The organism is Mycobacterium sp. NPDC004974 (assembly GCF_053600815.1).
Genome location: NZ_JBSGAQ010000002.1, coordinates 502,244 through 514,736, shown reverse-complemented (window position 1 = coordinate 514,736; position 12,493 = coordinate 502,244). Strand labels below are relative to the sequence as shown.

At 66.9% G+C, this 12,493-nt stretch carries 12 protein-coding genes; 5 read left to right on the top strand and 7 right to left on the bottom strand.

The features are described 5' to 3' along the window. Positions 1-62 precede the first annotated feature (62 nt). Entirely contained in the window at positions 63-884 is an 822-nt protein-coding gene (locus ACWEFV_RS07395; protein ID WP_135451637.1) for a hypothetical protein, read from the bottom strand. Between the two features lie 52 nt (positions 885-936). Next, complete coding sequence (locus ACWEFV_RS07390; protein WP_135451638.1) at positions 937-1,233, bottom strand: hypothetical protein; 297 nt, start codon at positions 1,231-1,233, stop codon at positions 937-939. 211 nt (positions 1,234-1,444) lie between these two features. On the opposite strand from ACWEFV_RS07390, the gene ACWEFV_RS07385 reads away from it, so the two are divergent. After that, the gene (locus tag ACWEFV_RS07385) at positions 1,445-2,203 is read left to right on the top strand and encodes an isocitrate lyase/PEP mutase family protein (RefSeq protein WP_450069662.1); all 759 of its coding nucleotides are present in this window, start codon (positions 1,445-1,447) and stop codon (positions 2,201-2,203) included. Positions 2,204-2,295: 92 nt separating this feature from the next. Further along, entirely contained in the window at positions 2,296-2,784 is a 489-nt protein-coding gene (locus ACWEFV_RS07380; protein WP_450069661.1) for a hypothetical protein, read from the top strand. Between the two features lie 56 nt (positions 2,785-2,840). On the opposite strand, the gene ACWEFV_RS07375 is transcribed toward ACWEFV_RS07380, so the two are convergent. After that, positions 2,841-3,749: a DMT family transporter gene (locus ACWEFV_RS07375; protein WP_450069660.1), complete on the bottom strand. Its 909-nt coding sequence runs from the start codon at positions 3,747-3,749 to the stop codon at positions 2,841-2,843. On the opposite strand from ACWEFV_RS07375, the gene ACWEFV_RS07370 reads away from it, so the two are divergent. From ACWEFV_RS07370 to nirD, 3 genes are all read left to right on the top strand, one after another. Continuing rightward, complete coding sequence (locus ACWEFV_RS07370) at positions 3,748-5,160, top strand: aminotransferase-like domain-containing protein (RefSeq protein ID WP_450069659.1); 1,413 nt, start codon at positions 3,748-3,750, stop codon at positions 5,158-5,160. The genes ACWEFV_RS07375 and ACWEFV_RS07370 overlap by 2 nt on opposite strands. A gap of 115 nt (positions 5,161-5,275) precedes the next feature. Further along, positions 5,276-7,849: a nitrite reductase large subunit NirB gene (nirB, locus tag ACWEFV_RS07365; protein WP_450069658.1), complete on the top strand. Its 2,574-nt coding sequence runs from the start codon at positions 5,276-5,278 to the stop codon at positions 7,847-7,849. Further along, on the top strand, positions 7,846-8,217 hold the full coding sequence (gene nirD, locus ACWEFV_RS07360) for a nitrite reductase small subunit NirD (RefSeq protein ID WP_135451643.1): 372 nt from the start codon (positions 7,846-7,848) through the stop codon (positions 8,215-8,217). Before nirB ends, nirD begins: the two co-directional genes overlap by 4 nt. On the opposite strand, the gene ACWEFV_RS07355 is transcribed toward nirD, so the two are convergent. The 4 genes from ACWEFV_RS07355 to ACWEFV_RS07340 all read right to left on the bottom strand — a co-directional run bounded on the left by ACWEFV_RS07355 (position 8,202) and on the right by ACWEFV_RS07340 (position 12,431). Beyond that, a complete protein-coding gene (locus tag ACWEFV_RS07355) occupies positions 8,202-8,453 on the bottom strand; it encodes a transcriptional repressor (protein WP_090433722.1) in 252 nt (83 codons plus the stop codon). The two genes, nirD and ACWEFV_RS07355, sit on opposite strands and share 16 nt — an antisense overlap. A 672-nt stretch (positions 8,454-9,125) precedes the next feature. Beyond that, entirely contained in the window at positions 9,126-9,821 is a 696-nt protein-coding gene (locus ACWEFV_RS07350; protein WP_450069657.1) for a sirohydrochlorin chelatase, read from the bottom strand. Then, entirely contained in the window at positions 9,818-10,969 is a 1,152-nt protein-coding gene (locus tag ACWEFV_RS07345) for a uroporphyrinogen-III synthase (protein ID WP_450069656.1), read from the bottom strand. The genes ACWEFV_RS07350 and ACWEFV_RS07345 overlap by 4 nt, the downstream gene beginning before the upstream one ends. A gap of 34 nt (positions 10,970-11,003) precedes the next feature. Then, positions 11,004-12,431: a nitrate/nitrite transporter gene (locus tag ACWEFV_RS07340; RefSeq protein ID WP_450069655.1), complete on the bottom strand. Its 1,428-nt coding sequence runs from the start codon at positions 12,429-12,431 to the stop codon at positions 11,004-11,006. Between the last annotated feature and the right edge of the window lie 62 nt (positions 12,432-12,493).

Below are 12,493 nucleotides of genomic sequence, written 5' to 3'. Positions count from 1 at the left end.
GAAAATCCCCACTCGCCTTTCGCGTGTATGTACTTGTCGGCCAACGAATTCAGTTGGGCGACTCAGCCGATGAACCTGAGATCGGAGATGGTGCCGCTGGCCACCAACATGATGTAGAAGTCAGTGAGGACCAGGGTGCCCAGCGTGATCCAGGCGAAAAGCATGTGGCGGGTGTTGAGCTTGCTCACCTGTGTCCACATCCAGTAGCGCACAGGGTGTTTGGAGAAGTGCTTGAGCCGGCCGCCGGTGACGTGCCGGCACGAGTGGCAAGACACCGTGTAGACCCACAGCAGGATGACGTTGCCCGTCAAGATGATGTTGCCCAGGCCGAACCCGAAACCGGACGGCGAATGGAACGCGGTGATCGCGTCGTAGGTGTTGACCAGGGAGATGAGCACCGCGGCGTAGAAGAAGTACCGGTGCAGGTTCTGCATGATCAGCGGAAGGCGGGTTTCTCCAGTGTATTTCGCGTGCGGTTCGGCCACCGCGCAGGCGGTCGGCGACTGCCACACCGACCGGTAGTACGCCTTGCGGTAGTAGTAACAGGTCAGCCGGAAGGCCAACAGGAACGGCAGTGAGATGAACGCCATCGGAATGAACCACGGCAGCTCGCCGACCCATTGACCGAAGTGGCTCGATCCGGGCGCGCAGGCCGTGCTGACGCACGGCGAATAGAAGGGCGTCAGGTAGTGGTAGTCCGCTACCCAGTACGCGCTTCCCCAGAACGCCCGGACCGTCGCATAGATGACGAACGTCGCGAGCCCCAGATTGGTCAATAGTGGTGCCTGCCACCACCGGTCGGTCCGTAGGGTGCGTTGGGGGATCTGCGCTCGTGTAGGCGAGAAGACCCCGGTCGCGCGACGGTCAGCGGTGGGTGCGCTCACGGTTCCCTTTCTGAGGTTCAGTTGTTTCGTCGGGCGTCAAACGCCCGTGAGCTCAGCGGTATCCGCCGAGACCCTCGTCAGCGACGTCTTGCCAGAACTCGCTTCCGTATTGGGTGTCGGGGATGCCGATTTTCTCGCGGGCCTGTTGTTGGCGTGTCACGCCGTGACGCATCTCCAACTCTTCGGCGTCGATGTCCAACCGCTCGATATCGTTGAGGATCCGCTCGGCGTCGTTCATCACGCGGCGCATGGCAGGGGAATCCCCGTACTTCGACGCCAACGTGGTGACACAGCGACGCATGTCGCCGATCAGGTTGTGCAGTTCAGAGAACTCGGTGGTGGTGGACAAGTGACCTCCTCGGGCTGAAGGTGTCAGGGCTCACAGTACGACAACCAATGCTAGCCACATCACGATCGAGACGTGATGCGCATCACGTCAGAGGGGGTGTTGCGGACCGCTCGCAATGAGCCGCCCGAACCCGGGTCGTAGTGTTGGTTGCACCGGCTTCGCGCCTGGCCGAAGGACATCTGAGCAGGACATCTGAGCACCTGGAGGATCAATGAGTGAGACCACGTTGCGGGAGCGGGCGGCGACATTACTGGCGCTGCACCAACCCGGCAACCCCGTTGTGTTGCCCACTGTGTGGGATGCCTGGTCGGCGCGACTGGCGGTGGGCGAGGGCTTCTCTGCGCTCACCGTGGGTAGCCATCCGCTGGCCGATTCCATCGGTAAGGCCGACGGCGAGGTGATGTCGTTCGACGACCTGCTGACCCGGGTGCGGCAAATCACCGACGCGGTCGACGTGCCTGTCTCGGTGGACATCGAGTCCGGTTACGGCGAGCGTCCGGAGCGGCTGATCGAGGGTCTGCTCGACGTCGGGGCGGTCGGGCTCAACATCGAGGACACCGTGCACAAGGAGGGCAAGCGACTGCGCAGTTCGGCCGAGCACGCCGAGCTGGTGGGTCAGCTACGCGCGGCTGCGGACGCCGCGGGAGTGCATGTGGTGATCAACGCGCGCACCGACCTGTTCCTGCGCAACGACGGAGATGACGCCGACCGGGTTGATCGCGCGATCGCCCGGCTGTCCGAGGCCGCCGCTGCCGGTGCCGACTCGCTGTTCCCGCCGGGACTGCGTGATCCGGAAGCGTTGGCGCGCTTGGTGTCTGAGGTACCGCTGCCGGTCAGTGTGACCGTTCCGCCCGATGCCGCCGAGCTCGCCGAACTGACGGCCGCCGGCGTCGGGCGCGTCACCTTCGGTCCGTTCCTGCAGGCCGTACTGAGTGCGCGGGCCAAAGAGGTGCTCGGCCGCTGGCGGTAGCCGTCAGCGATTTGTGCAAACTGCCGCTTCTCGGCGTGCGATCTGTGCCAATAATGACGCACTGATACGTCGAGCAGGCAGGATGCATTGCGATGGATTGGCGCACAAGGCGCGTGGTGACGTTGGCGGCGGCGGGCGGGGTGGTGCTCAGCGGGATCGGCGCCCCGCCGGCCAGTGCTTCGTCGTTCTCTCCGTTCTCGAATCAGATCCGGAACTGTGATTTCGTCGCGGCACTGTTCCTCGACGGAATGGGGTCGGGTTCCGGCTCGGGATGGGCCGATGTCAGCAGCGACGGCTCGAATGTGAGTGCGCAGGTGCACATGCAGTCGGCCCGGCCCGACACCGACTACCAGGTCAGGCTCATCCAGCTGCCCCGCGCGTCGGTCGCCACGTGCAATCCGGGCGATCCGGGGGTGTCCGGGGGTGTGCTGCACACCGATGCCGGCGGTACCGCGACCATCAACGTGTCAGGGCCGTCCATGGACAAGGCGAACGCGGCCTGGGTGGTCGTCGAGGGACCGCCTGCGCCGGGACGCAGCCGTGGTGACGTCTACACCTCGGACTTCCTGGCGAAGTTCTGAGTTGCCCGAAAGCTGGTGGAATCCAACGGGTTCCACCGGCTTTCGGCGTCGTCGACTCACCGGAGGCGGATGCGCACGGCCAGGGCGGCGCACCCGATGACCGCGGCACCGCCGAGCACCGTCGACCACGTCAGCCGCTCGTGCAGTAGCAGTGCCGCCCAGCCGATGGTCATCACCGGCTGGATCAACTGCACCTGGCTCACCTGGGTCATCGGTCCGATGGCCAGGCCGCGGTACCAGGCGAAGAAGCCCAGGTACATGCTGACCGCCGCCAGGTAGCCGAACGCGGCCCACTGCACCGGCGTCGCATTCGGCGGCTGCTGTACGACGGCCAGCACCGTCAGGGTCAGCATCACCGGTGCTGCGACCACCAGCGCCCAGGACACCGTCTGCCAGGCACCTAGTTCCCTGGCCAGCAATCCGCCCTCGGCGTACCCGATCGCAGCCGCGAGAACCGCGCCGAACAGCAGTAGGTCCGGCCAGCCCAGATGACCGAATCCGGCGCCGTGGACCATGGCGAACACCACCGCGGCCAGCGCTCCGGCTGCGGCCAACGCCCAGAACGCGGCCGGCGGACGTTCGTGGCCGCGCAACACCGCGCACACCGCGGTGGCGGCCGGTAGCAATGCCACCACGATGGCGCCGTGGCTGGCGGGAACCACCGTGAGCGCGTAGGAGGTCAGTAGCGGGAAGCCCGCCACGACACCGGCTGCCACGACGGCCAGCCGGGCCCATTGCCGGGCCGAGGGCAGTGCCTGCCGGGTCAGGGCGAGTGCGGCCACCGCGATGGCGGCGGCGACGACGGCGCGCCCGGCGCCGATGAACAGCGGGGACAGTCCGCCGATAGCCACCTTGGTGAACACGATGGTGAACGAGAACGCCGTGACGCCCAACAGGCCCCACCACAACCCCGGGTGGGATAGCGCCGTCGAGTTATTCCGAGTAGCGCTACTCTGTATCAACATGGATAACGATAGCACTGAGCGGATCGTGTCCGGCCTGCGAAAGTGGATCGCCACCGCGCCGCCCGGCGCGCAGCTACCGTCCAACCGGGCCCTGGTGGCTGACTATGCGGCCAGCCCGGTGACGGTCGCCAAGGCCATGCGCACGCTGCGCAGCCTGGGGTTGGTGGAGAGCCGGCCGGGGGTCGGAACGTTTGTGCGGGCGGTACCCAGTGCGCGTCTGCCCGACTATGGCTGGCAGACCGCGGCGCTGCGGTCGCCACAGGCGCGGATCCCCGCACTGTCGACGCCGCTGCGCGGCGTCGCGCCTGACGTGATCGCGCTGCACGCCGGTTATCCCGTCCGCGAACTGCTTCCTCAACGGCTGGTCCGTACCGCACTCGCGCGAGCCGCCCGCGGGGACACCGCGCTCAGCGTGGCGACGGCACCCGGCCGGCCCGACCTGCAGGCCTGGTTCGCCCAGGAACTGGCCGAGGCGTACGGCGCCGGCGTCACCGCGCCGACGGCTCGTGAGGTGATCGTGCTGCCTGGGAGTCAGAGCGGTCTGAGCTCGATCTTCCGCGCACTGGTCGGGTTCGGTCAGCCGATGTTGATCGAGTCGCCCAGCTACTGGGGGGCCATCCTGGCCGCGGCCCAGTGCGGCGTGCGGCTGGTGCCCGTGCCCAGCGGGCCGCGGGGGCCTGAGCCCGAAGAGCTGTCGCGGGCCTTCGACGAGACCGGCGCCCGGGTGTTCTACGCGCAGCCCAACTACGCCAATCCGACCGGTGCCCAATGGGATCCAGAACTCGCGAGCCAGATTCTGGAGGTGGTTCGCAGCCACGGTGCATTCCTGGTCGAGGACGATTGGGCCCACGATTTCGGCATCGAGAGCACCTCCAGGCCGGTGGCGGCTTCCGACGACGCTGGACACGTCATCTATCTGCGGTCGCTGACCAAGAGCGTGTCACCGTCGATCCGGGTGGGGGCGATGGTGGCCAGAGGTCCTGCGCGGGACCGGATTCTGGCCGACCGTGGTGCGGAATCGATGTACGTCAGCGGGTTGTTGCAGGCCGCGGCACTCGACGTGGTCACCCAGCCGGCCTGGCGTACCCATCTGCGCGACCTGCGTCAGCAGTTGCAGGCCCGGCGTGACCTCTTGATCGCCTCCTTGGCCGAGCATGCCCCGGGCGCGCAGTTGGAACACGTGCCACGTGGCGGGCTGCATCTGTGGCTGCGACTCCCCGACGCGATCAACCTGCAGCGGCTGGTCCGCGACTGCGAGGCTGAGTCCGTGTTGGTCGCGGCGGGCAACGAGTGGTTTCCCGCCGAGCCGTCCGGGCCGTACCTGCGACTCAACTATTCCGGGCCCGATCCGCAACGTTTTGCCGAGGCCGCCCGGGTCATCGGCCGGGCGCTGGCCCGCCAGCTGGGTTAGCTGGACCTCACGGCCGCGCGTCCTCACATGTGCGTCGCGCGGACCGTGAGCACACCGTGACGGGCGCGTCACACAGGGCGACAATTCGGCAACTTCGGGTTCCTAACCTCGCCATATGTCGTCAACACAGAACGTCGTGGTCGTCGGACACGGCATGGTGGGCCACCGCTTCGTCGAGGCGCTGCGGTCGCGTGACGCCGCGGGCACCTGGCGGGTCACCGTCCTGTCGGAGGAAGCTGACGCCGCCTATGACCGGGTCGGCCTGACCGGGTACACCGAGCACTGGGACCGGGCCAAGCTGGCGCTGCCGGGTAATGACTACACCGGTGACGACCGGGTCGATCTGCGTCTGGGATGTGCGGTCGCCGAGATCGACCGGGAAGCCCGCACGGTGCGCACCGCCACCGGCGAAACTTTCGACTACGACGCGCTGGTGTTGGCCACCGGGTCGTACGCCTTCGTGCCGCCGGTGCCGGGACGTGACCTGCCGGGTGTACACGTCTACCGCACGCTGGATGACCTCGACGCGATCCGCGCCAGTGCGCAGAACGCGCTGGACTCGAAGTCCCCGGTCGGTGTGGTGATCGGCGGCGGTCTGCTGGGCTTGGAAGCGGCCAATGCGCTGCGGCAGTTCGGCTTACGGACGCATGTCCTGGAGATGTCGCCGCACCTGATGTCGGCCCAGCTCGACGAGGCCGGCGGCACGCTGCTGAACCGGATGATGCGGGGCCTGGGTATCGAGGTGCACACCGCGGTCGGCACCGAGAGCATTCAGCCGGTGCAGCGGCACAAGCCGCTGCGCAAGTCCGACGTCGACGACTCGATGCGGATATCGCTCAACGACGGCAGCGCGATCGACGCCGGACTGGTCGTCTTCGCCGCCGGTGTGCGGCCGCGCGACGAGTTGGCCCGCGTCGCCGGCCTGGACATGGCGCAGCGCGGTGGTGTCCTCACCGACCTCTCCTGTGTCACAAGCGATCCCAGCATCTATGCGATCGGCGAGGTGGCGGCCATCGAGGGTCGCTGCTACGGCCTGGTCGCGCCCGGTTACACCACGGCTGAGGTGGTGGCCGACCGACTGCTCGGCGGTGAGGCCGAGTTCCCCGGCGCCGACATGTCGACCAAACTCAAGCTGCTCGGCGTCGACGTCGCCAGTTTCGGTGATGCGAAAGGGAATACGCCGAACTGCCTGGAGGTCGTGGTCAACGACCCGGTCAAGCAGACATACGCCAAGCTGGTGCTTTCCGATGACGCCAAGACGCTGCTCGGCGGCATCCTGGTCGGAGACGCATCGGCCTACGGTGTGTTGCGGCCCATGGTCGCCAGCGAACTTCCCGGAGACCCGCTGGCGTTGATCGCTCCGGTCGGAGACACTGACGGACCCGCGCTGGGCGTGGCCGCACTGCCCGACATCGCGCAGATCTGTTCGTGCAACAACGTCACCAAGGGCGATCTGAAGGAAGCCATCTGCGGCGGTTGCGACGACGTGCCCAGCCTGAAGAAGTGCACGCTGGCGGGCACGTCGTGCGGGTCGTGTGTGCCGCTGCTCAAACAGCTGCTGGAGGTCGAGGGTGTCGAGCAGTCCAAGGCGTTGTGCGAGCACTTCAGCCAGTCGCGGGCCGAACTCTTCGAGATCATCGGCGCCACCGAGATCCGTACCTTCTCCGGCCTGATCGAGAAGTTCGGGACCGGAAAGGGTTGCGACATCTGCAAACCCACGGTCGCGTCGATCCTGGCCTCCACCAGCTCCGATCATGTGCTCGACGGTGAGCAGGCCTCGCTCCAGGACTCCAACGACCACTTCCTGGCCAACATCCAGAAGAACGGCAGCTACTCGGTGGTGCCGCGGTCGCCCGGTGGTGAGATCACCCCTGAGCAGTTGATCCTGATCGGCGAGATCGCGAGGGATTTCGACCTGTACACCAAGATCACCGGTGGCCAGCGGATCGACATGTTCGGCGCCCGGGTGGAACAGCTACCGCAGATCTGGGCGCGCCTGGTCGAGGGTGGCATGGAGTCCGGGCACGCCTACGGCAAGTCGCTGCGCACCGTGAAGAGCTGCGTCGGCAGCACGTGGTGCCGTTACGGCCAACAGGATTCGGTGAACATGGCCGTCGAGATCGAGAAGCGGTACCGGGGCCTGCGTTCACCGCACAAGATCAAGATGGCCGTCTCGGGTTGTGCGCGTGAATGCGCCGAGGCGCAGAGCAAGGATGTCGGCGTCATCGCCACCGAACAGGGCTGGAACCTCTACGTATGCGGTAACGGCGGCATGTCTCCGCGGCACGCCCAGTTGCTGGCAGGCGATCTCGATGACGAGACCCTCGTCCGCTACATCGACCGCTTCCTGATGTTCTACATCCGCACCGCCGACCGGCTGCAGCGCACCGCGCCGTGGCTGGAGGCGATGGATGGCGGACTCGACCACTTGCGCGATGTCGTGTGCAACGACTCCCTCGGTCTGGCAGCCGAATTCGAGGCGGCCATGGAGCGCCATGTCGCCGGCTACGCGTGTGAGTGGAAGGGCGTGCTGGAGGACCCGGAGAAGCTGTCGCGTTTCGTGTCGTTCGTCAACGCACCCGACGTGGACGACCCCACCATCACGTTCACCGAGCGCGGCGGTCGCAAGGTGCCGGGGGCAACCGACATCGGGATGCCGAAGGTCCGCGGATTTCAGGAGGCGAAATGACACTGCTCGACGACCACAAAGAGGTTCACGCCGCGACGCCTGGGGAATGGACGACGGCCTGCCGGTATGACTTCCTGATGCCGTGCCGCGGCGTCGCGGTACTGCTGCCCGACGGCTCGCAGGCGGCACTGTTCCGCCTCGACGACGAGTCATTGCACGCGGTGGGCAACATCGATCCGTTCTCCGGTGCCGCCGTGCTCTCGCGCGGGATCGTAGGTGATCGCGCCGGCCGGGCGGCCGTGCAGTCGCCGATCAAGAAGCAGGCCTTCGCGCTCGATGACGGTAGTTGTCTCGACGACGACACGGTGTCGATCCCGGTCTACCGGACCCGGATCACTCCGGGCGGGTTCGTTCAGATCTCCGCCTGATCGGTCGCCCGGCTCCAGTGCGCGTCGCGCCCCTGGAGCTTGCGGCGCTCCACTGCGCCGCGGCGCTCCAGCACCGTCAGATTGCGGTACACAGACTCGATTACGACCGGTGCGCGGAAGTGCTGGTGCATGTCGTCACGTAGCTGGGCAGTGGTCATCGGCCGTGACGTGCGTTCCAGAGCGTTGAGCAGGTGCTGACGCAGACGTTCGGCCGGGACCCGGTCACCGGGTCGCACTGCCGTGCGCGTCGTCTCGACGGGCTGCGCCCGCCGGTGTTGTCACCTGCACCTTTGCCTGTACTCCTGCCGAATCGCCCGATGAATCGCGATAACGATAGCTGAGTTTTCGACCCGGATCTGACGCGGCGATCCGCTGGCAAACGGTCAGAGGCTCGTTACTCAGGCAAACACCTGGACAGAGGTGGTTTCGCAGGGAAATTTGCCAGATTTGCACGGTCCGGAATGTCTCCAAAGCTGTGGTGCGCATCTCTCTGGCTAACTAGAATAGTTCGCTGGGTGTGTTTAAACTCCCTCTCAAGGAAGCGTCGTCAGAGGGGCTGACAAGGGATGTTTGCGCGTTCGGTAATGAATTTGGTGGGGGCGGCCGCGATGCTGGGCGCACTCGGGGCAACGTTCATGCCCCTGGCCTTGAATGCCGTGGATCGTGCCGGTCAACCCATCCCGTGCGGTAACGGAGCGCAGCCGGATTACAGCGTCGCCGCCCAACAGGACCGGCTCAACCTGGACCAGTACACGCTCGCCGGACCGGGATTCATGGCCAGTGATTACGTCGAGCAATGTTCGGCGATGGTCAGTACGCGGCGATCGGCGTTCTTCTCGGTGGCGGGCGCCGGTGGCGCACTCCTGCTCGTGGGATGTGTCGGGCCACTGATCGCCCGGTCGCTCCGCTCACGCGGCGGCCGGCAGGCTCAGTACCCCGGCACGGCGGAACCGGTTGGCAATCAGCCGAACCATGCCGGGGTGGGTGCCGAGCGGTTCGCCCACGAGGTCGGCGCCGGATTCACGCAGCCGGTCCTGGAACAGCCCGTCGGCGAGCAGGTAGGACGCCACAGCTATGCGGCGATGGCCGCGGCTGCGCTGCGCGGCGACGGCTTCGGCAACGCTCGGCGCCCCGGTGGCGGCGAAGGCCAGTTCTACGCGGTCGCCGGTCACGGCTGACAGCAGTGCGGCGGTGCGCCGAAGGTCGGACTGGGCGCTTCGGTCCGAAGTTCCGGCGGCCGCGAGGATCACCGAATCGCCTGGCCGCCATCCTGATTCGATGAGCCGATCGGCGAGAACCCGCACGGTTCCCTGGCAGGGTCCCAGCGGCTGGGTGACTGTCACGGCCGGGTGCTCACTGGCCGCCACGTGGTCGGGCACGTCGACCCGGACGTGGTATCCGGCAGCCAGGAATGCGGGCACCACCACTGCCGGGCAGTCCATGGGTAGCGATGCGAGAACTTCGCTTGGCGTCGGGCCCACCACGTCGACGAATGAGACGTGCACGGGGCGGCCGAGCATGTCGGACACCCGCGCGGCGAGATCGCCGATCATCGCGACACCGCCCGGCTTGCGGGTTCCGTGGGCGACCAGGACCAGGCTCATCGCGCCCGGGCCATCTCGGTTTCGTCGACGGCCAGCCGGTAACCCCGTTTGACGACCGTCGATACGATGTTCTTGTCTCCCAAGGCAGTACGAAGCCTCAGCACCGCGGTCTCGACGGCGTGGGTGTCGGTGCCGGTGCCCGGCAGTGCGCTGAGCAGATCGAACCGCGACACCACCGCGCCCGGGTGGTGCGCCAGTGCGCGGATGGTCGCCATCCCGGCCGGGGACAGCGACTTGACCGTGCCGTCGACCAGAACACAGGTGCCCCGGATCTCGAGCGTGTGCCCGGCGACCCGGACGGTCCGCGCCTGCAGCAGCGGCAGCTCGTCGGTGATGTGACGGGCCAAGGCGCCCAACCGCATCCGTTCCGGTGCCGAGGTCGGAACCCCGAGCCGGACCAGTGGTCGCGCGGTGACCGGGCCGACGCACATGGCGTGGACGTCGGTGCGCAGCGCGGCCAGTACCCGGTCGGCGATGTCCATCTCGGTGGCGCGCATGAGCACCGAGGCCACCGCCATCGCCGAGGTGAAACTGACTGCATCGAACCGTCGTTCGGCGATTCCGGCGACCATCTGGTCGAACTCGCCGTCCCGTGGCGCGGGGTGCCAGCGGTAGACCCGGATCGGCACCACCTCGGCGCCGCCGGCCCGCAACTCATCGAGAAACTCGGGGAACGGGTCCCATTCGTCGGTGGCCCCGTGTAGCTGCACCGCGATGCGTTGCCTGTCGACGCCCTGTTCGATGAGGTAGCGCAACACCTCCCGGGAGGATTCCGATTCCGGCGACCATTCCTCGGGCAGGCCCGCTGCACGCAACGCCCCCGTGGCTTTCGGGCCACGGGAGACGATGCGGGCGTTGCTCAGGGCGTCGGTGAGCTCGGTGGCCAGGCCCCAGCCGTCGGCGGCGGCGAACCAGCCGCGGAAGCCGATCCCGGTGGTCGCCACCACGATGTCCGGCGGCACGTCGATCAGCGACGCGGTGTGGGCGCGCAGCTCATCGTCGTCGGGCAGCGGAACCATCGTGATGGCGGCCGCGCTGGTCACCGTCGCGCCGCGCCTGGTCAGCAGCGCGCTCAGCTCGTCGGCACGTCGGGCGGAGGTCACCGCCACACGAAACCCTGTGAGCGGTGCCCAGTCGGGCTCGTTCATGGATCCAGTGAAGGCAGCTTGTGTTTCCAAGTGATTACCCGGCCATTGCCGAGGCGTGTCGGTCTGCCGGGGCCGTTGGGACGGCCGTAGCAGCGGGCCGCCGGACGTAGCGGAACCAGGTGCATGCCGAGGTCAGCACGTAGAACGCCAGGAAGATGCAGAACGCCGCGGTGGCTGACCCACTGGACAGGTAGGACTGGCGAAGGGCCAGGTTGATACCCACACCGCCGAGGGCACCGATGGCACCGGCGAATCCGATCAGTGCGCCCGACATGGACAGCGACCACCGCTGCCGCTCGTCTTCGCTGACCTGCAGGGAGTGGCTGCGGGCCTCGAAGATCGACGGGATCATCTTGTAGACCGAGCCGTTGCCCAGGCCGCTGAGCAGGAACAGGGCGATGAAGCCGATGACGTAGCCGGTCATCATCAGGCTGTTGGGAGCGTGCGGCGTGTGACCTCCGTTGTCGGGGCTGAACATGCTGATCGCGACCAGCATTCCGGCCGCCAGGATCATGCCGCCGAACACCGCCAGGGTGACCCGGCCGCCACCGATCCGGTCCGCCAGCTTGCCGCCGTACACCCGGGACAGCGAACCGAGCAGCGGGCCGATGAAGGCGATCTGCGCGGCGTGCAGCGAGGCCTGGGCAGCGGTCTGGCCGCCTGCGGCGAAGTTGATCTGCAGCACCTGGCCGAAGGCGAACGCGAAGCCGATGAAGGATCCGAAGGTGCCGATGTAGAGCAGCGAGATCATCCAGGTATCACGTTCTGCCAGAATGGCTTTCATCGCCCCCAGATCGATCTTGTGCTGCTCGAGGTTGTCCATGTAGAGGGCCGCGCCGATGCCGGCCGCGGCCAGCGCTACCAGGTAGACGGCGCACACCCAGTACGGGGCGCGGTTGCCCGCGGTGGCGATCACCAGCAGGCCGACCAACTGGATCATCGGTACACCGATGTTGCCGCCGCCGGCATTGAGCCCCAGTGCCCAGCCTTTGAGCCGCTGCGGGAAGAAGGCATTGATGTTGGTCATGGAGGAGGCGAAATTGCCGCCGCCGAAACCGGCGAGGGCCGCGCACAGCAGGTAGGGCCACAGTGGCAGTCCCGGATTCGCCAGCAACACCATCGTTCCGACGGTGGGGATCAGCAGGACGAAGGCTGAGAACACCGTCCAGTTGCGGCCGCCGAAGGTGGCGGTGGCCAGCGTGTAGGGGATGCGCAGGCAGCCGCCGACCAGGGTGGCGGTGGCGCCCAGCAGGAACTTGTCACCGGCCGAGAAGCCGTACACAGCCTCGGGCATGAACAGGACCATGACCGACCAGATGGACCAGATGGAGAAGCCGACGTGTTCGGCGAACACCGACCAGATCAGATTTCGTCGCGCGATGTATTTGTTTCCGGCTTCCCAGGCCAGCGTGTCCTCGGGATCCCAATTGGTGATGCGGTTCGACTTCAGCAGAATGGGCATGGCGCAAAAGTAGGAAGCGTTTATTGCGGAGGCGCTCCCCGCGGTGACCCGGTCGTGAAATT

Bases quoted from the DNA above. Each gene is read 5' to 3' on its own strand.
- ACWEFV_RS07380 (WP_450069661.1), top strand. From the start codon at position 2,296: ATGGATTGGCGCACAAGGCGCGTGGTGACGTTGGCGGCGGCGGGCGGG.
- ACWEFV_RS07375 (WP_450069660.1), bottom strand. From the start codon at position 3,749: ATGTTGATACAGAGTAGCGCTACTCGGAATAACTCGACGGCGCTATCC.
- ACWEFV_RS07340 (WP_450069655.1), bottom strand. From the start codon at position 12,431: ATGCCCATTCTGCTGAAGTCGAACCGCATCACCAATTGGGATCCCGAG.
- ACWEFV_RS07345 (WP_450069656.1), bottom strand. From the start codon at position 10,969: ATGAACGAGCCCGACTGGGCACCGCTCACAGGGTTTCGTGTGGCGGTG.
- nirD (WP_135451643.1), top strand. From the start codon at position 7,846: ATGACACTGCTCGACGACCACAAAGAGGTTCACGCCGCGACGCCTGGG.
- ACWEFV_RS07350 (WP_450069657.1), bottom strand. From the start codon at position 9,821: ATGAGCCTGGTCCTGGTCGCCCACGGAACCCGCAAGCCGGGCGGTGTC.
- ACWEFV_RS07385 (WP_450069662.1), top strand. From the start codon at position 1,445: ATGAGTGAGACCACGTTGCGGGAGCGGGCGGCGACATTACTGGCGCTG.
- ACWEFV_RS07370 (WP_450069659.1), top strand. From the start codon at position 3,748: ATGGATAACGATAGCACTGAGCGGATCGTGTCCGGCCTGCGAAAGTGG.
- nirB (WP_450069658.1), top strand. From the start codon at position 5,276: ATGTCGTCAACACAGAACGTCGTGGTCGTCGGACACGGCATGGTGGGC.